This is a genomic window from Limnohabitans sp. T6-5 (genome assembly GCF_003063315.1).
GTDB lineage: Bacteria > Pseudomonadota > Gammaproteobacteria > Burkholderiales > Burkholderiaceae_C > Limnohabitans_A.
The window spans coordinates 985,532-1,002,232 of sequence record NZ_NERV01000002.1 but is presented as its reverse complement, the minus strand read 5'-3'; the positions used below and the strand labels follow the sequence as shown (position 1 = coordinate 1,002,232).

Genomic DNA, 16,701 nt, shown 5'->3' with positions numbered 1-16,701 from the left:
TGGTGGGACCAGCGGGGGTCGAACCCACGACAAACGGATTAAAAGTCCGCTGCTCTACCAACTGAGCTATGGTCCCACACGAAGCCGCAAATTATAGATTGGAAATGTGCCGAAAATTGCCCGTAAGCCGGTGAAGCTGTCATTTTTAAATTGCATCGTTGGTGATGGGCGTGTTTCCGATGTGCCTTGGTGGCCCGTGGTCATGCGGGTTCTTATGTTGAAAAACGAATAAACAAACAAGAAATGATTCGTTGGCGATCGGGGTTTGAGCCCACACAATCGCGGCCATGTCTTCAACTCTTCCCATCGTCATCGTGCCGGGCTGGCGCGATTCTGGTCCCGGTCACTGGCAAAGTCTGTGGGCCGAGACCTTGCCTGGCGCGGTTCGCGTACGTCAGGATGACTGGATCACGCCGGTGCGCAGCGCCTGGGTGGCGTCCATCAGCGGCACGATCCTGGCGCAACCGGGACCGGTGGTGATTGCTGCGCACAGTTTGGGCTGCATTGCCACGACCCATTTGCCTGCTGAGGTCGTCAGGCGCATTCACGGGGCTTTGCTGGTGGCGCCTGCTGACCCTGAGCGCCGGGGCGTGCTGTCGGACTTTGCGCCTGTGCCTTATCAGCCCTTGCCTTACCGCAGCATTGTGGTGGCCAGCAACAACGACCCGTTTTGCCCGATTCGCACGGCTGGCGCGTATGCCCGCTCTTGGGGCAGCGAGTTGGTGCGTTTGCAAAACGCAGGGCACATCAATGTGGAGTCCGGTTTGGGGACGTGGCCGCTGGGCTTGGCTTTGCTGCAGTCCTTGACCAAGTCATTGGCTTGGGGGGGCGAAGAAACCGACGCACATTTGAAAGCCACTTCGGCGCTTCATGTCAACGATGGCAGTTGGTTCAACAGGCTTTCTACCGTTCAATAAGTATTCATCCATGACCGCATTGCCCATTGCGGCGCCTGCCAAACGGCGGGTGCCAGCCAAAGTGTTGCCCGGGTTCAATTTGACCCTGGGTTTCACCATCTTTTATCTGAGCCTGATCGTGTTGATTCCTTTGTCAGCGCTCGTTTTCAAAACCTTTACCCTGACGTGGGACCAGTTTTGGGCCGCCGTCACCGGCCCTCGCGTCATGGCGTCGTACCGCCTGACCTTTGGCGCGTCGCTGATCGCGGCCTTGATCAATGTGGTGTTTGGCCTGCTGGTGGCCTGGGTGCTGGTGCGCTACAACTTCTTTGGCAAAAAGATTGTCGATGCGCTGGTGGATTTGCCTTTTGCGCTGCCCACGGCGGTGGCCGGCATTTCGCTCACCGCCTTGCTGGCTGGCAACGGCTGGGTGGGGCAGTACCTGGAGCCTTTGGGCATTCAGCTGGCCTTCAACCCCAACGGTGTGGTGTTCGCGCTGATCTTCATCGGCTTGCCCTTTGTGGTGCGCACAGTGCAGCCGATTTTGGAAGACGCTGAAAAAGAACTCGAAGAAGCCGCGACCTGTCTGGGCGCCACGCGCTTGCAGACCTTCACCCAGGTGATTTTTCCGTCGATCGCGCCTGCTTTGCTGACCGGCTTTGCCATGGCGTTTGCGCGTGCGATTGGTGAATATGGCTCGGTGATTTTCATCGCGGGCAACATGCCCATGATTTCGGAGATCACGCCATTGATCATCATCAGCAAGCTGGAGCAATACGACTACGCCGGGGCCACCGCCGTGGCCTTGGTGATGCTGGCGTTTTCCTTCGCCCTGCTGCTCATCATCAACGCCCTGCAAGCCTGGCAGCGCAAACGCACAGGAGCACCCGCATGAGCGCAACACCATCCACACGCCGCGCACAGGCCGGCACCACCGAGCCCGCATGGGTGCGCTACACGCTGATTGGCGTGGCCTTGACGTTCATGTTCCTGTTCCTGGTGCTGCCCTTGGCGGCGGTTTTCACCGAAGCCTTACGCAAGGGCTTGGGTGCTTACTTGGAGGCCTTGCAAGAGCCCGATGCCTGGTCGGCGATCAAACTGACATTGATCACTGCGGCCATTGCCGTGCCGCTGAACCTGGTGTTTGGTGTGGCCGCCGCTTGGGCGATCGCCAAGTTCGAGTTCAAGGGCAAGGCCTTTTTGACCACGCTGGTGGACTTGCCGTTTTCGGTCTCGCCTGTGGTGGCGGGCTTGATCTATGTGCTGATGTTTGGCGCGCAGGGCTGGATCGGGCCCTGGCTGCAGGCGCACGATATCAAGATCGTCTTCGCCGTTCCGGGCATCGTGCTGGCCACTGTGTTTGTGACGTTTCCGTTCATCGCCCGTGAGTTGATCCCGCTCATGCAGGCGCAAGGCAGTGACGAAGAGCAGGCGGCCATCGTGCTGGGCGCCAGCGGCTGGCAGACCTTTTGGTACGTGACGCTGCCCAACATCAAGTGGGGCCTGATTTACGGCGTGATCTTGTGCAACGCGCGGGCCATGGGCGAGTTTGGCGCGGTGTCAGTGGTCTCGGGCCACATCCGTGGGCAGACCAACACCATGCCGCTGCATGTCGAAATTTTGTACAACGAATACCAGTCGGTGGCCGCTTTTGCCGTGGCGTCGCTGTTGGCGCTGCTGGCCTTGGTCACGCTGGTGATCAAGTCGGTCATCGAGTGGCGCCATGAGCGCGAGTTGCGCGCCGCTGCCGACACGCCGCCTGAACGGCCTGGCGAGTTGTCTCTGGCATGAACGCATGAGTTTGTAGGAGCTTGCCTGCAAGCGATGGTCAGCGGTTTATCTGCATCGTCATCGCCAGCAGAGCTGGCTCCCAGTGCGAACAAGGCCCTCTGAATTTAGTCAATAAAAGTCAAAAGCAACATGAGCATCGAAATTCGCAACGTCCACAAGCAATTCGGCGACTTCACCGCGCTGAACAATGTCAGCCTCGACATCGAGTCGGGTGAACTCGTCGCGCTGCTGGGTCCGTCGGGCTGCGGCAAGACCACGCTGCTGCGCATCATCGCCGGGCTGGAGACTGCCGACAGCGGCACCATCGGCTTCAGCGGCGAAGACACCACGCATGTGCATGTGCGTGAGCGCCAGGTGGGCTTTGTGTTCCAGCACTATGCGCTGTTCCGCCACATGACGGTGTTCGAGAACGTGGCCTTTGGCCTGCGCGTCAAACCGCGTAAAGAGCGGCCCAGCGATTCGGAAATCAAACGCAAGGTGCACGAGCTGTTGGGGCTGGTGCAGCTCGATTGGCTGGCCGACCGTTATCCCTCGCAGTTGTCGGGCGGGCAACGCCAGCGCATCGCGCTGGCCCGCGCTTTGGCGGTGGAGCCCAAGGTGTTGCTGCTCGATGAGCCCTTTGGCGCGCTGGACGCCAAGGTTCGCAAGGAGCTGCGCCGCTGGCTGCGTCGCCTGCACGACGAGCTGCACGTGACCAGCATTTTTGTGACGCACGACCAGGAAGAAGCCCTGGAAGTGGCCGACCGCGTGGTGCTGATGAACAAGGGCCGCATCGAGCAGATCGGCTCACCGCAAGAGGTGTGGGACCACCCCGCCAGCCCCTTTGTGTATGGCTTTTTGGGCGATGTGAACCTGTTCCACGGCCGCGCTCACGAAGGCGAAATGCGGATCGGTGCCGACCAGCACGCCGTGCGCCTGGACAGCCCCGAGCATGGCCAGGTGCAGGACGCCAAGGCCTTTGCCTATGTGCGCCCGCACGACCTGGACGTGGCGCGCTACACGCCCGGCGGTGTGAATGCCGGCATTGTGGCCAAGCTGACCCGCGCCATTGTGGTCGGGCCGGTGGCCAGGCTGGAGTTGGAGCCGGTGGAGAGCCACTTCGGAAAGGACGCCATCATCGAAGCGCAGTTGTCGGCATCGCAATATCGCCAGCAAGACTTCAAGGAAGGCGAGACCTTGGTGCTGAACCCGCGAAAGGCGCGGGTGTTTGTGGAGGGGGCCGTAGCGACGATGCAGGCATGATGTGCATGCATCGTGCTCGAAGTCCCTTTGGCAGCTTTGCGCTTCGACTTTGAAGTGAGGCCGCCACCGCAGATTGTTGAAAAATACCGCTTTACGCGAGCATTCATCGACTGTGTTGCAACAAAATGGCACTTCCCAACGTGATCGGCCGAGGCCGTCATGGCCAAGTCTTCAGTCCATTGACGACATCAAAATTCGTCTTTGACCATCGTCAGACCGAGTGCATCCCAGTCAAGCATCCCACCGCGGTAGTAATAAATTTTGTCTGCAGGGAAACCTTCTCGGGTCATGGCGCGGATTGCCATGGGGCTTTGTGGGCAAACAGGACCATTGCAAAAGGCATAGATCTTTTTAGCACCCTCGCAATTCCACTGTGTGCCTGCTTTTTTACAGCCTAATTCGCTAAGACGCGAGGCCACTTCTGTGTAGGGGATGCCGATGGAGCCAGGGATTGTGCCTTTGACGCGGTCATTGGTGTCGCGCATGTCAACGACCAGCGCGTTGCGGTCGCTCAAGGCTTCGAGAATTTCAATCTCGCCCACGGGGTGGACACCAGCCACCGGAACCAAAGGCTGCAAGGTGCCGCCGTTTTTGGCTGCGGCGGTCATCACGCGTGTGATTTCCACTGGACCTTTGGCAGTTTTCACCACGACAGCCTTTTGGTTGTCAAAAATGTTCAAGGCAGTCCCAACGGGAATGACGGCGGCTTGGCCGAATGCCACACTGGCGAAACCGAGACTGAGCAGCCAGACAGAGATACGTTTCATGGTCATTTCAAGGATAAAAGTTGAGCAGCGTTGATGTTCTCGTTCTTGGTCTTGGTGGTCATTGATGTGGATCAATTTGGATAAGAGGGTAAACCCTGATTTCATTTTGCGAAGAAGCAATATTTCATCAGATTGCTTGCTGCGCGTGAATGAATCCGTGTGCCAGGGGTGTGATTATGGATTCGTGACTTGACTTCGAGAATTTAGGGGACAATGCACCGGTATTACTTGAACGAAAACGGGAACCAGTATGGTCAAAGCGACCAAAAAATCTGCAGAAATTCAATCCATAGCGGTTTCAGATGAGCAAATTGAAAAGGCGGCAGAAGTATTCCGTGTGATGTCTGCTCCTATGCGATTGCGCATCATCAGTTGCTTGTGTAACGGCGAAAAAAATGTAGGTGAATTGCTGAGCGAAATCGATACCACTCAGCCCAATATGTCTCAGCATTTAAATACGCTTTACTTGGCTGGTGTGCTGGACAAACGTCGCGAGGGCGTGCAAATTTATTACCGCATCGTGAACAACAACATCGTCAACATTTGCCGGGCTGTTTGTAAGCAAACAGAAATTGAAAGCTGATTGTCAGTTTTGTGTCGGGTTTTCACTGGCGCAGTTGTGCCAAGTGAGCGATTAATATCAGTACATCAGGAGCAACGGATGAAGCGTTTTTTGTTTTTCATGGCAGGCCTATTGGCTTGTACCTTGACGTTGGCTCAAATCAAGGTTGTGTATCACTTGAGTGAGGGCATTCCACAGGCGTCCCGCGCCATGGGCAATATCCGCAACCACCTCACGGCCGATCCGACGGTCAAGATCGTGGTGGTGACGCATGGCTTGGGCATTGATTTTTTGCTGGACGGTGCGACCAATCAGGCGGGCCAGCCCTTTGCGGGCAGTGTCAGTGAACTGGTCAGCAAGGGTGTGGAGTTCCGGGTGTGTAACAACACGCTGGTGTCACGTCAAATTTCTGCCGACAAGGTGTTGATGGAGGCCAAGGTGGTGCCTTCGGGTGTGGCTGAAGTGGCCAAGTTGCAGGCCAAAGAAGGTTTTGTGTACCTGCGGCCCTGATCGCGTCGGATTCATTTCTTGTTTTTCTGAGGAGCTCTCATGAAATTTACAAAGGCCACTGTCGCCGCCAGTTTGTTGATCTTGTCAGGCTGGGCGCATGCCCAGTCCCCCAGTGCCGCTCAGGTGCGCAGCTGGGCTGCAGCTTGTGCCAATTGCCACGGCACCAATGGTCAGGCACAGCCGGGCATGGAGTCTTTGGCGGGTGTGAGCAAGGACGACATCGTCAAGAAAATGCTGGATTTCAAGGCTGGTCGCAAGCCTGCCACGATCATGCACCAGCTGGCCAAGGGGTACAGCGACGACCAGATCCAGGCCATTGCGGCGTATTTCGCTGCTCAGAAGAAATAAGGAGTCCCGTCATGCAACGTCGTCACTTTTTGCAAACCGGCTCCGCTTTGGGGGTCATGGGCTTGATGTCTGGCTGCGCCACCGTGGGTGGCAAAGGCCCCAAGGTGGTCGTGATTGGCGGGGGCTACGCCGGTGCCACAGCCGCCAAATACATCCGCATGTGGTCGGACTACGGCATCCAAGTCACGCTGGTGGAACCCAACCCCAGCTTCATTTCTTGCCCGATTTCCAACTTGGTGATTGGCGGCAGCAAGACTCTGGCCGACATCACGACACCGTACGACAACCTGGTCAAGCGCCATGGCGTCCAGATGGTGCAAGACCGCGTGACCAGCATTGACGCGGACAAGCGTGTGGTCAAGCTGGCCGGTGGCGCTGAACTGATGTATGACCGTTTGATCGTCTCTCCGGGTGTGGATTTCATGTGGGATTCTTTGCCCGGCATGACCCAAGCCGGTGCACAGGACAAGGTCTTGCACGCCTGGAAGGCGGGCGCTCAGACCGTGGCCTTGCGCAAACAACTCGAAGCCATGCCCGATGGCGGTGTGTTTGCCATGTCGATTCCTCTGGCCCCTTACCGTTGCCCGCCCGGTCCCTATGAGCGTGCTTGCCAGGTGGCCGATTACTTCAGCAAGGCCAAGCCCAAGAGCAAGGTGCTGATTCTGGATGCCAACGACGACGTGACGTCCAAAGGACCCTTGTTCAAGAAGGCTTGGGCCGAGCGTTACAAAGGCATCGTGGAATACCGCAACAAGCACAACGTGACCGATGTGGACGTGGCCACCAACACCTTGAAGTTCGAGTTCAACGACGACCTCAAGGCGTCTGTGTTGAACGTGATCCCCAACATGCGTGCGGGCGACATTGCTGTCAAAGCCGGTTTGGCCACGGCCAACAAGCGCTGGTGCGATGTGGACTTCCTGACTTTCGAATCGAAAGTGGCCAAGAACGTGCACGTGCTGGGCGATGCGATCCAGATCGCACCGGCCATGCCCAAGTCGGGCCACATGGCCAACCAGCATGGCAAGACCTGTGCAGCCGCAGTCGTGGCTTTGCTGACGGGTCAGCAAGTCAACACCATGCCGATCTACAACAACACCTGCTACAGCTTTGTCAGTTCGGAAGATGTAGTCCATGTGGCCAGCGTGCACGCCTACGACGCCGACAAGAAGACCATGCTGGCTGTGCCCGGTTCGGGTGGCGTCTCCAGCGCGGCCAACGAGCTGGAAGGCCGCTATGCACTGGCTTGGGCACGCAACATCTGGGCAGACACCTTGGCTTGATGTGCCGCTTCATCCAGGCCGCAGTCGAGAGTCTGCGGCTTTTTTTTGCCAATCATTTTTCAAAGCCATGAACATCCGATTTCAAACACATGCCCAAGTCGCCTTGATGCTTTTGTGCGGGGCTGGCAGCCTGGCTGCGCACGCGCAAGCTGACGAGGCGCGCGCCAAGAAAATTGTCGGTGGCGTTTGCTTTGTCTGCCATGGTGCAGAAGGCGAATCGTCCAGCGAAGTGTTCCCTCGTCTGGCGGGGCAGCACTGGGAATACACGGCCAAGCAGCTGGAAAACTTCAAATCCGGCAAGCGCAAGAGCACCGCCATGGCCGACATGGCGGCCAAGCTGACGCCCGATGAAATGGTGGCGTTGGGCCAGTTCTTTGAAAAACAAACCGTGCCGGTCGAACCAGCCAAAGACCCCGGACTGGCTGCTGTGGGCAAATACATCTATCACAACGGCAACAAATTCAGTGGTCTGGCCGCGTGTGCCAGCTGCCATGGCGCAGAAGCCAAAGGCACCACAGCCTTGCCGCGCCTGGCGGGCCAGTATGCAGACTACATTGCCACGCAGTTGCAACAGTTCAACAAGCGTGAGCGCACCAATGACAATGCCGTGATGCACGCCATCGTCAGCAAGATGACGCCGCTTGAAATGGTGGCCGTGGCGGAGTACCTGAGCGGTAAATAAATGCCCGCTCTCCCTTGAGTCAGGGGGCGGTCAATCCCGGTACGGGCATGGCCTGCGAGGCTTGGACGCTGGCCGATGTGCCGCCATCAAGCCAGCGGTCTGTCAGGCCTGCGCCCAGCCACATCCCCACCAGGCTGAGCCACGAGGTGAGCGCGAAGATGGCACCGCCGGTCACGCCAGCACCTACCGCGCAGCCGCCTGCGAGCATGGCCCCAAAACCCATCAAGATGGCACCGCCAATGTAGCGACGCATGCTGTAGCCGTCGCTGAAGCCTTCGAGTTTCCAGTCCTTGCCGATCAGGGCACCGATCAGCGAGCCGATGAACACGCCGGGCATCAGTCCAAACTCGAAGCCGATGGGGGGCGTGGGCCATTGCACCACCCGCATCAACCACTCGGCAGACGGGCCACTGAAGGTCAGGCCCTGGATTTGCACCGGATCGAACGACTCGCGTGCGACCCACTGGCTAAAGCCCCAAGCGGCAGCCACCATGAGGCCGGTGCCAATCCCACCGACCCACATCCACACACCGCGTTGTGGGCTGCGCAAGGAAAAATACAGCGCTGCGATCAGCCAGATGCCGCCCATGGCCAGACCTGCGCCATGGCCCAGCCCGGTCATGGCCAACAAGTCGCGCGAGGCGCCGCCTGCAACCGTCCACCAGCTGCTGACGGCCAGGCGCAACGGCGACAAGGCCCCTGACAAAGCCGATTGAGCGGCGACTGCGAAGATCAAGCCCGACAAGAGGGCACGCAAGTTGCCGTTGGCTGACAACACCAGCAAACGGCTGGCGCAGCCGCGCGTCATGACCATGCCGATGCCAAAAGTCAGACCTCCAATGAGTGCGCCAGAGAGGCTGCCGGTGGCGGCAATCTGACGGGCGTTGTTGGTGTCCAGCCAACCCAGCAGCACCATGAGCTGCACGGCGATCACCGCAGAGGCAAACGCCAACAACCACACGGAGAGCTTGTCACCAAAGCGGCGGTGCCAGAACTCGATCACGGCCGCGCGCAAACAAAAGCGAGAACGCTGTGCAAAGAACCCAAACAAGCCACCAATCAGGGCGCCACCTGTGGCAAGAATTGTCGGGTTTCCGTAGGCTTCCAGCCATTGAGTCATGGACATGGCGCACTCCATTTACATCATTGTTGAATGATGTATATCCTAAGGCGTGTGATGGATGGAGGCTTGATCGAGGTCAATGCACGGTCTCAGATGACCCAATCCATACTTTTGCTCAAGCGCCAGGCCAGGCCCGCTCCGAGCCAGATGCTGATGAGTGTGAGCCAAGCCGTCAGCGCAAAGATGGCGCCGCCCGTCATACCGGCACCCACGGTGCAACCGCTGGCCAATACCGCGCCAAAACCCATCAAGATGGCGCCCGACAGGTAGTGCCCCAATTTGTTTTCAGTTTTGAAACCTTCGAATTTGAATTCGCGGCCCAGCAAGGCACCGATCAAGGAGCCCAGGAATGTGCCGGGCAATACCCCTGAGTCAAAGCCCCAGCTGCCGACATTGGCTGTGGAAAGCACGCGCATCAGCCACTCGGCCGATGGGCTGCTGAAGCTCAGGCTTTGCACGGGCACGGGTTCAAAAGACGCAGATGCGATGGCTTGGGTAAGGCCCCAGCCCATGGCGATGCTTGTGCCCGTCAACGCGGCGCCCAGCCCCAGCGCCCAGCGACCTGCATGGTGGCGCATGAAAAATACCCAAGCAAAGATCAGCAAAGCGGCTGAGATGATCAGCCCGCCGGTGTTGCCAATGCCGCCGAGCAACAGCAAATCACGCGATGGGCCGCCATCGACAGGCCACAGTTGGGTCACACTGAGTTTCAGGGGGGCCAACCAGCCGCCAATGGTGGCCTGAACAGTCACGGCAAAGATCAGCCCTGATAGCAAAGCGCGCAAATTGCCATTGGCCGACAACACCAGCAAGCGGCTTGCACAGCCGCGCGTCAGGATCATCCCGGCGCCAAAACACAAGCCACCCACAATGGCCCCCGAGATGCTTCCCGGTTGGGCCATGAACCGGGTCACGGAAGGTTTGAGCCATCCCATGACAACCAGCCCCTGCACGGTGAAAAGACAAGTACCAAAGGCCAAAAGCCAGACACTCAAGCGTTCGCCGGCCTTGCCTTCACAGCATTCAAGCACTGCTGCACGGGCACAAAATCGTGTTCGTTGTGCCGCAAAACCAAATACCAAGCCGATGAGCGCCCCCCCAGTGGCCAACACATTGGCATCACCCCAGGTTTCCAGCAGGCTTGCAAGATTCACATGACTCTCCAGTAATTTAAGATTCGCTTATATTTCGCGTTGTCTAAACATGATGACAACCCCCGTATTTTCCGGGTTTTTTTGATCCATATTCATGAATGAGCTTACTTTGAACCTCGCTTTGAAACGTCGTCATTTCTTGAGTGTGGCGTCACTGGGGCTTTCCCAAGGTGTTTGGGCTCAGTCGGGCGCCTCTGCAGTGCTGCCCACGCCCCAATCTTTGCAGGCTGAATTGAATCGGGCTTTGCAGCAAAAACAACCCTTGATCGTGATGGTGAGCCTGGAGGGGTGTCCGTTTTGCCGAGTTGCACGCAGCAGCCATCTGGTGCCCATGCAAAAAGCGGGCGCGCCCATCGTGCAGCTCGACATGCGCAGTGCGCAAGCGGTGTTGGATTTCCAAGGACGCTCGACCACGCATGATCAACTGATTAAACAATGGCGCATTTCCATTGCGCCTACTTTGCTGTTCTTCGGCCCAGGTGGCAAAGAAGTTGCAGAACGCATGGAGGGGGGGTATCTGCCGGATTTTTATGGCCCTTATCTGGATGAGCGCCTGATCAAGGGCCGACAGGCGCTTTGAATGCGCCCTGTTGAGCTTAGAAATCCATGCATTCTTCCTTCGCGACAATTTTCAATTTTTGACAAGCAGTCATGATTCCAATCCGCAATGATTCCGCATGGAAGGGCACTTCCGACTGCCGCAGTTGTGGCATACGTGACATGGTCTTGTTTGTCGACCTCAACGAGCAAGACTTCAGCGACATGCACACGCCCATCGACGACATGGGCTTTCAAGCGGATGCGGTCTTGTACACGGAGGGGCAGTCAGCGCAAGGCCTGTTCACGCTGCGAAAAGGCACCGTGAAGTTGGTGCGTGCAACGGTTGACGGCCGTGAACGCATTGTCAGAGTGTTGCGTCCGGGGGATGTGATTGGCTTGGAGGCCTTGGTCACTGGGCGTTATGACAGTGAAGCCGTCGCAATGGTGGATGTCAGCGTTTGCAGGATTCCTTTGTCGGTGATCCATCAACTGTCTGCCAACTCCCCGCGTTTGCACTTGAGGTTGATGCAAAAATGGCAGCAAGCATTGAAGGATGCAGATGATTGGTTGGCCGAGCTGAATTTCGGCTCTGCGCGTCAGCGCGTGGCCAGTTTGGCATTGAAAATGCGAGATCCTGAGCAGTCACAATTCACGGCATTCTTTGCACGTGACGACATGGGCGCCATGCTCGACCTCAAGTTGGAAACTGTGAGTCGTGAAATTTCTGGACTGATTCGTGATGGCGCCTTGAAATCTTGCGACAAGCAGGGCAGGCGCTACGAGATTTTGGACGAAAAAATGCTGTTGGCCTGAGCGGCCATCGGCTCAATTTCAGCGCTTTCGAGCAGTCAAGCCCAGCAGACCTGACATGCCATTGTGGGCCGTACCTTCGTCAATCTGCGCTTCGTAGGTTTGCAAGTCGATGATGTCGTAATCTGCAAAAGCATCACGCATCAGGGGCTCATCGTACATATGCGCCAGCTTGCCCGGGCCACCTGTGTTGAACTGCAGTTGTGCAGCCGTATAGCCCTGAATGATCAATGTTCCGCCGGACTTCAGGCTCGCGTCCATCTTGGCAAACAGCGCCTTGCGTTCCAAAGGGGCGGCAAACTGGAAGAAGATGCCAACCACATTGTTGTAGTGTGAGTCCTTCCAGTTAAACGATTGCCAGTCACTGCAATGCCACTGAACCGATTGCATGCGGCGTTCGGCCAACAGCCGTGCTTTTTGAATGGCGTTTTCTGAAAAATCAAAGGCATCAACGGCGAGGCCTTGCTCCGCCAGCCAGACACCATTGCGGCCTTCCCCATCTGCCACGGCCAATGCAGAGCCAGCTTGCAGGTGCGCCACTTGGCTGTGCAGATACGCATTGGGTGCTTCGCCAAAAATGTACTGATCCGTGGCGAATCGTTGGTTCCATGTAATCAGTGGACTGTTGAATGCTGTCATGGTGTTGCGGGTTGATATTTTGTCGGTTACAGGGGAGCGGATAATTGAGTATATTGGTGAAAACTTATGGAGTTCCGCATGAACATGATTCACTCACTTCGGACGCTCCCCGGCTTCGTCTTGTGTCTGGGCGCATTGAGCAGCCATTTGGTTTGGGCCACAGACGCCAAGGCGGTGGTTGTAGATGAAATGTCTGCCTACCTCGAGTTTGTTGATTACGGCGGGGGCACGATCTTTCCAGAACAAATTCCCAAGGCCGAGTACGCCAAGATGATCGTCATCGATACACGCGATGCCAGTCAATTTGGCCAAGAACACATTCCGGGCGCCATCAACATCGAGTGGCGTCAGGTGCTGGTCAAGTCGGCGCTCATTCCCAAAAACAAGCCGGTGCTGGTCTATTGCAATACCGGCAGTCTGTCTGCGCAGGCAGGATTTGCCTTGCGGGTAGCGGGTTGGGAAAATGTCCGCATTCTTCAAGGTGGCTATGCCGAGTGGAAAGTCAAAGGCGGCATGGACGCCAACCTCAAGGCCACGTCTACCCCACAGCATTGAAAGAAAAAAATATGAAAACAGCGCATGATTTGGTGGCGCAAGCCAAAGCACTCACCCAGGAAATTGCCTTGCAAGATGCAGCCCAAGCGATTCTCGATGCTGATGTGTTGCTCGACGTTCGCGAAGCGGATGAGTTTGCAGCGGGCCACATTGCAAGCGCGGTGTTGATGCCACGCGGCTTGCTCGAGTTCAAGCTCAGCGCCTCACCTGCACTGGCATCACGTGATCTGAACATTGTTCTGTATTGCAAGACGAGCGGTCGCGCTGCATTGGCGGCGCAAACCATGCAGACGATGGGATACCTGAGTGTCCGCTCCCTCGCCGGGGGCTTTGACGCTTGGCAGGCCGCCGGAATGCCTGTGGTCAAGCCGGAAGAACCTTCATTTGAATGAGCGCTACCAGGTCCGAGTTTGCCAAGCGGATGGGTCATGAAGAAAAATGGAAGCGCCACAATGGCTGTTTGTGAATGCTTTTACTGGTGAAATCCCTGATCGCACGGATTGAGGGATCTGTTGGACGCATCAGTTTTTTGCGTTAAATTAGCGGTTGTTTATATTTGAACGTGGAGCTTTCATGAAATTGTTGTCTGCATTTGTAGCCGTGTCTGCATTGTTTGCTGCGCCGGCCTTCGCCAACTTGGACCTTGCCAAGAAAAATGCCTGCATGGCTTGTCATGCAGTGGATAAAAAAGTGGTGGGTCCAGCCTACCAAGATGTGGCCAAGAAATATGCTGGCCAAAAGGACGCTGCAGCCACGGTGGCAAAAAACATCAAGGCCGGTGGTTCCGGTAAGTGGGGGCCAGTTCCCATGCCTGCACAGGCGGCTTTGAGCGAAGCCGATGCCAATACCCTGGCGGCCTGGATTTTGGCGGGTGCCAAGTAATCGTTATGGCCCATTGCTTGTCAATTGGGTGTTGAAGTTGTGAAAGCTCGACTGGTACTCGTGGCTTTTATATTCCGCTCTTCGGGCAACTGAAGAGCGGTTTTTTTTTGGGGGAGACATTCCATGCTTGCACCAACTCGATGGGTTTTTTATTTCATGTTCGCGGGCGCATCCACAGGGCTACAAGCACAGCCTGCCATTTTTCACGGGGCAGACTTGAGGTTGGGTCAAAAACTGATCGATGAGAACAAGTGCGTCGAATGCCACGCGTCCAAGGTTCCGGGAGATGGCAGTGCGATCTACAAGCCCAAAGGGCGAATCAACACGGCGGGCATGTTGCGCGGCATGGTCGAGCAATGCAACACCGAGCTGAACATGGGCATGTTTCCAGAAGAGGTCGATGCCGTGTCCGCAGTCTTGAACAAGGACTACTACAAGTTTAAATAAACAATCACTTATATAGGGTATTTCCTATATCAGTTTTCGCGAATATCTCTGATGATTTGAATCAAAGGCGGGGCCTCTCCGAGAGGCGGGTCCAGCTGTTCAAATGTCGCAAATCTGAAGGAGATACACATGCGCAAATCTTGGACTTGGGTGAAGTGGGGTGTTTTGGCCAGTTCTGTCTGGTTGACCGGTTGCGGCACCATCAGCACGATGGGCAAGCTTGAGACAGGTGCCGCCGCTGAAGCTGGTCGCATGTGGGACCGCTGGATCGAAGGTAATGGCGACATCGCAGTGGCCACCACCTGGGAGCGCAAAGTCAAGGCCGGTGTGACCGCCAATGAGGTTGAGCAAGTGCTCAAGCAAGTGGCCACCGAGCGCAACATGAAAGACGTGGGCACCTTGCCTTTGTCCAAGGAGCTGGAAGCCCGCACCGGCCAAAAACAAAAGCTGCTGACGGTGTACTCGTTCTGCACCCCAGCGACTGCACGTCGCATGGTGGACTTCAGCCCGCACATGGCCGCTTATTTGCCTTGCCGAATCTCTCTGGTAGAGAAGGAAGACGGACTGTGGATGTACACCCTCAACATGGACATGATGGTCAAGATGGGCCGCCAGCTGCCGTCCCCTCTGAAGGAAGAGGCTCGAGCCGTGCGCGACACGCTTTGGGAAATGATGGAGCGCGGCTCCAAGGGTGAATTTTGATTTAAAAAACAACAAAGAGACAAAACATGAAAACAATCAACACTTTGCGTGCCACCGTGTTGGCCGCTGTTTTGGCGACTGGTTCAGTAGCTTGGGCGACCGACGGTTACTTTCCTCATGGCTATGGCATGCAATCGGTGGGCATGGGCGGTGCGTCTGTGGCGGTCACGGGCAACACATTTGCGGGCGCCAACAACCCTGCATTGGCAGCATTTGCTGGTAACCGTTTTGAGGTCGGTGCCAATGTGTTCATGCCAAAGCGAGGTGCCACTCGTACTGGAGGGGCTGGGATGATGGCAGGGATGAATGGGAGCGTTGAGAGTGGCTCAAGCACATTCATCGTTCCCGAGTTTGGCTATAACCGACAGATCGGTTCTGATATGGCCGTGGGTCTGTCTGTGTACGGCAATGGCGGGATGAACACCGATTACGTAGCAACGGGCTTTAATTGTGGTCCAGGTGCAACCAATATGTTGTGTGGTGGCACGAATCTGGGCGTCAATTTGATGCAATTGATCGTGGCCCCTACCTTTGCTTACAAACTGACCGAAACCAGTGCGATTGGCGTGTCTCCTCTGTTGGTGTATCAGCAGTTCAAGGCTTCGGGTTTGCAGGCGTTCGCAGGTAAACCCCAGTGGACAGGTCAAAACACCTTTGCCGCAAACACCACAGACAATGGCAATGATTCCAGCAAAGGCCTCGGTGTGCGTTTGGGCTACACGGCCCAAGTGAATGACAGCACTCGGTTCGGGGTGTCTTATTCGCCCCGAATCAACATGAGCCGCTTCGACAAATACTCACAGCTGTTTGCTGAAGCCGGTGATTTTGATATTCCAGAGAACTTCGCGTTCGGTGTCTCTATTCAGGCTTCTCCAGCGGTGATGTTGGCGTTGGATTACCAACGCATCAATTACAGCAAAGTCAAGTCGATTGGCAATCAGATGATGCAAGGCGGTCCTTTGGGGGCAGAAAATGGTCCTGGCTTCGGCTGGGCGGATCTGAATGTCTTCAAATTGGGTGTCGAGTGGAAACAAAGCCAGAACTTGACCTTGCGTGCAGGCTACAACCACACCAACAACCCCGTCGGCGGTGCCAACGTCACTTTCAACATCATTGCGCCAGGGGTCATCACGGACCACTACACCTTGGGTGCGACGTACAAGTTGGATGACAAAACCGATCTGACTTTTGCATACATGTATGCGCCGAAAAACACGGTCACAGGCACGTCGGGTTTGAATCCAACATTGACTGAAACCATCCGCATGTCCCAGCAATCCCTGGGTGTTCAGTACGGCTGGAAGTTCTGATTTAGACAAGTTGGCCACTTGATCTGGGTTTGTCCTGATCAAGTGGCTGCGGCTTTGTAATTTCTGGTTCAGATATTTCGTTTATCGTATATATTCGCACATCCGAATATACTGACATAACGGCAATTGGTGCATGAATGATGAAAAGACGGTGGTGTTTGAGAAAGCAGCAGCTTTGTTTGCTGTGTTGTCAACGCCCATTCGCCTGCGCATCATCAGCGAGCTGTGTCAGGGTGAGCGCAATGTCGGGCAATTGCTTGGCAGCATTGATGTAGCGCAACCCAATATGTCTCAGCATCTGAACATGATGTACAGGGCTGGGATCTTGGGCAAGCGACGTCAGGGTGCGCAAATGTTTTATCGGATAGCAGAAGAGACAGCGGCGATGGCTTGTCGGGCCGTGTGCACGCAGGTGGCTATCGATCTGGATGTGAATTGACAACTCAAAACGAGGAGTT

22 protein-coding genes and 1 tRNA gene are annotated in these 16,701 nt (G+C 56.3%); 18 read left to right on the top strand and 5 right to left on the bottom strand.

Annotated features, from left to right (window positions below; all coding sequences use genetic code 11):
* Positions 1 to 76 (bottom strand) — tRNA-Lys (locus B9Z51_RS10515).
* Positions 77 to 287: 211 nt separating this feature from the next.
* Here B9Z51_RS10515 and B9Z51_RS10510 point away from each other — a divergent pair.
* The 4 genes from B9Z51_RS10510 (at position 288) to B9Z51_RS10495 (ending at position 3,929) form a co-directional block, all read left to right on the top strand.
* Complete coding sequence (locus B9Z51_RS10510; RefSeq protein WP_108374318.1) at positions 288 to 917, top strand: alpha/beta hydrolase; 630 nt, start codon at positions 288 to 290, stop codon at positions 915 to 917.
* Positions 918 to 927: 10 nt separating this feature from the next.
* Positions 928 to 1,791, top strand: coding sequence for a sulfate ABC transporter permease subunit CysT (gene cysT / locus B9Z51_RS10505; protein WP_108374316.1), 864 nt, complete (start codon positions 928 to 930; stop codon positions 1,789 to 1,791).
* Positions 1,788 to 2,687, top strand: coding sequence for a sulfate ABC transporter permease subunit CysW (gene cysW / locus B9Z51_RS10500; RefSeq protein WP_108374314.1), 900 nt, complete (start codon positions 1,788 to 1,790; stop codon positions 2,685 to 2,687). Before cysT ends, cysW begins: the two co-directional genes overlap by 4 nt.
* Positions 2,688 to 2,816: 129 nt before the next feature.
* Positions 2,817 to 3,929: a sulfate/molybdate ABC transporter ATP-binding protein gene (locus B9Z51_RS10495; protein WP_108374312.1), complete on the top strand. Its 1,113-nt coding sequence runs from the start codon at positions 2,817 to 2,819 to the stop codon at positions 3,927 to 3,929.
* 188 nt (positions 3,930 to 4,117) lie between these two features.
* Here B9Z51_RS10495 and B9Z51_RS10490 read toward each other — a convergent pair whose 3' ends face one another.
* Positions 4,118 to 4,771 (bottom strand): rhodanese-like domain-containing protein, encoded by a 654-nt coding sequence (locus B9Z51_RS10490; protein ID WP_233254913.1) that lies wholly within the window; start codon positions 4,769 to 4,771, stop codon positions 4,118 to 4,120.
* A gap of 175 nt (positions 4,772 to 4,946) precedes the next feature.
* Here B9Z51_RS10490 and B9Z51_RS10485 point away from each other — a divergent pair, with 175 nt between their 5' ends.
* The 5 genes from B9Z51_RS10485 to B9Z51_RS10465 all read left to right on the top strand — a co-directional run bounded on the left by B9Z51_RS10485 (position 4,947) and on the right by B9Z51_RS10465 (position 8,081).
* Complete coding sequence (locus B9Z51_RS10485) at positions 4,947 to 5,279, top strand: helix-turn-helix transcriptional regulator (RefSeq protein ID WP_108374310.1); 333 nt, start codon at positions 4,947 to 4,949, stop codon at positions 5,277 to 5,279.
* Positions 5,280 to 5,357: 78 nt separating this feature from the next.
* Positions 5,358 to 5,768, top strand: a complete 411-nt coding sequence (locus tag B9Z51_RS10480) for a DsrE family protein (protein WP_108374308.1) — start codon at positions 5,358 to 5,360, stop codon at positions 5,766 to 5,768.
* A gap of 39 nt (positions 5,769 to 5,807) precedes the next feature.
* A complete protein-coding gene (locus tag B9Z51_RS10475) occupies positions 5,808 to 6,116 on the top strand; it encodes a c-type cytochrome (RefSeq protein WP_108374306.1) in 309 nt (102 codons plus the stop codon).
* A gap of 11 nt (positions 6,117 to 6,127) precedes the next feature.
* Positions 6,128 to 7,399, top strand: coding sequence for an NAD(P)/FAD-dependent oxidoreductase (locus B9Z51_RS10470; protein WP_108374304.1), 1,272 nt, complete (start codon positions 6,128 to 6,130; stop codon positions 7,397 to 7,399).
* A gap of 67 nt (positions 7,400 to 7,466) precedes the next feature.
* Positions 7,467 to 8,081: a cytochrome c gene (locus B9Z51_RS10465; protein WP_233254912.1), complete on the top strand. Its 615-nt coding sequence runs from the start codon at positions 7,467 to 7,469 to the stop codon at positions 8,079 to 8,081.
* A gap of 19 nt (positions 8,082 to 8,100) precedes the next feature.
* Here the strand turns inward: B9Z51_RS10465 and B9Z51_RS10460 are convergent, their stop codons facing one another.
* Complete coding sequence (locus B9Z51_RS10460) at positions 8,101 to 9,207, bottom strand: YeeE/YedE family protein (RefSeq protein WP_233254911.1); 1,107 nt, start codon at positions 9,205 to 9,207, stop codon at positions 8,101 to 8,103.
* 86 nt (positions 9,208 to 9,293) lie between these two features.
* Positions 9,294 to 10,358 carry a YeeE/YedE family protein gene (locus B9Z51_RS10455; protein ID WP_233254910.1) on the bottom strand — a complete coding sequence of 355 codons (1,065 nt, stop codon included), beginning with the start codon at positions 10,356 to 10,358 and terminating at the stop codon, positions 9,294 to 9,296.
* 94 nt (positions 10,359 to 10,452) lie between these two features.
* Here B9Z51_RS10455 and B9Z51_RS10450 point away from each other — a divergent pair, with 94 nt between their 5' ends.
* Positions 10,453 to 10,938, top strand: a complete 486-nt coding sequence (locus tag B9Z51_RS10450) for a thioredoxin fold domain-containing protein (protein WP_233254909.1) — start codon at positions 10,453 to 10,455, stop codon at positions 10,936 to 10,938.
* A gap of 71 nt (positions 10,939 to 11,009) precedes the next feature.
* Positions 11,010 to 11,711 (top strand): Crp/Fnr family transcriptional regulator, encoded by a 702-nt coding sequence (locus tag B9Z51_RS10445; RefSeq protein WP_108374299.1) that lies wholly within the window; start codon positions 11,010 to 11,012, stop codon positions 11,709 to 11,711.
* Between the two features lie 18 nt (positions 11,712 to 11,729).
* Here B9Z51_RS10445 and B9Z51_RS10440 read toward each other — a convergent pair whose 3' ends face one another.
* The gene (locus B9Z51_RS10440) at positions 11,730 to 12,440 is read right to left on the bottom strand and encodes a cyclopropane-fatty-acyl-phospholipid synthase family protein (protein ID WP_233254908.1); all 711 of its coding nucleotides are present in this window, start codon (positions 12,438 to 12,440) and stop codon (positions 11,730 to 11,732) included.
* On the opposite strand from B9Z51_RS10440, the gene B9Z51_RS10435 reads away from it, so the two are divergent.
* From B9Z51_RS10435 to B9Z51_RS10405, 7 genes are all read left to right on the top strand, one after another.
* Complete coding sequence (locus B9Z51_RS10435; protein ID WP_233254907.1) at positions 12,426 to 12,902, top strand: rhodanese-like domain-containing protein; 477 nt, start codon at positions 12,426 to 12,428, stop codon at positions 12,900 to 12,902. The two genes, B9Z51_RS10440 and B9Z51_RS10435, sit on opposite strands and share 15 nt — an antisense overlap.
* Positions 12,903 to 12,913: 11 nt before the next feature.
* Positions 12,914 to 13,294, top strand: a complete 381-nt coding sequence (locus B9Z51_RS10430) for a rhodanese-like domain-containing protein (RefSeq protein ID WP_108374295.1) — start codon at positions 12,914 to 12,916, stop codon at positions 13,292 to 13,294.
* A gap of 181 nt (positions 13,295 to 13,475) precedes the next feature.
* Complete coding sequence (locus tag B9Z51_RS10425; protein ID WP_108374293.1) at positions 13,476 to 13,784, top strand: c-type cytochrome; 309 nt, start codon at positions 13,476 to 13,478, stop codon at positions 13,782 to 13,784.
* A 123-nt stretch (positions 13,785 to 13,907) separates the two neighbouring features.
* Positions 13,908 to 14,231, top strand: coding sequence for a hypothetical protein (locus tag B9Z51_RS10420; protein ID WP_108374291.1), 324 nt, complete (start codon positions 13,908 to 13,910; stop codon positions 14,229 to 14,231).
* Between the two features lie 129 nt (positions 14,232 to 14,360).
* Entirely contained in the window at positions 14,361 to 14,933 is a 573-nt protein-coding gene (locus tag B9Z51_RS10415) for a DUF302 domain-containing protein (protein ID WP_108374289.1), read from the top strand.
* A 26-nt stretch (positions 14,934 to 14,959) separates the two neighbouring features.
* Positions 14,960 to 16,243 carry an OmpP1/FadL family transporter gene (locus B9Z51_RS10410; protein WP_108374287.1) on the top strand — a complete coding sequence of 428 codons (1,284 nt, stop codon included), beginning with the start codon at positions 14,960 to 14,962 and terminating at the stop codon, positions 16,241 to 16,243.
* Positions 16,244 to 16,376: 133 nt separating this feature from the next.
* Positions 16,377 to 16,682 carry a helix-turn-helix transcriptional regulator gene (locus B9Z51_RS10405; RefSeq protein WP_108374285.1) on the top strand — a complete coding sequence of 102 codons (306 nt, stop codon included), beginning with the start codon at positions 16,377 to 16,379 and terminating at the stop codon, positions 16,680 to 16,682.
* Positions 16,683 to 16,701: the final 19 nt, after the last annotated feature.

Coding starts and splice junctions, on each gene's coding strand:
- B9Z51_RS10510 (WP_108374318.1), top strand. CDS start 288: ATGTCTTCAACTCTTCCCATCGTCATCGTGCCGGGCTGGCGCGATTCT.
- cysT (WP_108374316.1), top strand. CDS start 928: ATGACCGCATTGCCCATTGCGGCGCCTGCCAAACGGCGGGTGCCAGCC.
- cysW (WP_108374314.1), top strand. CDS start 1,788: ATGAGCGCAACACCATCCACACGCCGCGCACAGGCCGGCACCACCGAG.
- B9Z51_RS10495 (WP_108374312.1), top strand. CDS start 2,817: ATGAGCATCGAAATTCGCAACGTCCACAAGCAATTCGGCGACTTCACC.
- B9Z51_RS10485 (WP_108374310.1), top strand. CDS start 4,947: ATGGTCAAAGCGACCAAAAAATCTGCAGAAATTCAATCCATAGCGGTT.
- B9Z51_RS10480 (WP_108374308.1), top strand. CDS start 5,358: ATGAAGCGTTTTTTGTTTTTCATGGCAGGCCTATTGGCTTGTACCTTG.
- B9Z51_RS10475 (WP_108374306.1), top strand. CDS start 5,808: ATGAAATTTACAAAGGCCACTGTCGCCGCCAGTTTGTTGATCTTGTCA.
- B9Z51_RS10470 (WP_108374304.1), top strand. CDS start 6,128: ATGCAACGTCGTCACTTTTTGCAAACCGGCTCCGCTTTGGGGGTCATG.
- B9Z51_RS10465 (WP_233254912.1), top strand. CDS start 7,467: ATGAACATCCGATTTCAAACACATGCCCAAGTCGCCTTGATGCTTTTG.
- B9Z51_RS10460 (WP_233254911.1), bottom strand. CDS start 9,207: ATGTCCATGACTCAATGGCTGGAAGCCTACGGAAACCCGACAATTCTT.
- B9Z51_RS10450 (WP_233254909.1), top strand. CDS start 10,453: ATGAATGAGCTTACTTTGAACCTCGCTTTGAAACGTCGTCATTTCTTG.
- B9Z51_RS10445 (WP_108374299.1), top strand. CDS start 11,010: ATGATTCCAATCCGCAATGATTCCGCATGGAAGGGCACTTCCGACTGC.
- B9Z51_RS10435 (WP_233254907.1), top strand. CDS start 12,426: ATGAACATGATTCACTCACTTCGGACGCTCCCCGGCTTCGTCTTGTGT.
- B9Z51_RS10430 (WP_108374295.1), top strand. CDS start 12,914: ATGAAAACAGCGCATGATTTGGTGGCGCAAGCCAAAGCACTCACCCAG.
- B9Z51_RS10425 (WP_108374293.1), top strand. CDS start 13,476: ATGAAATTGTTGTCTGCATTTGTAGCCGTGTCTGCATTGTTTGCTGCG.
- B9Z51_RS10420 (WP_108374291.1), top strand. CDS start 13,908: ATGCTTGCACCAACTCGATGGGTTTTTTATTTCATGTTCGCGGGCGCA.
- B9Z51_RS10415 (WP_108374289.1), top strand. CDS start 14,361: ATGCGCAAATCTTGGACTTGGGTGAAGTGGGGTGTTTTGGCCAGTTCT.
- B9Z51_RS10410 (WP_108374287.1), top strand. CDS start 14,960: ATGAAAACAATCAACACTTTGCGTGCCACCGTGTTGGCCGCTGTTTTG.
- B9Z51_RS10405 (WP_108374285.1), top strand. CDS start 16,377: ATGAATGATGAAAAGACGGTGGTGTTTGAGAAAGCAGCAGCTTTGTTT.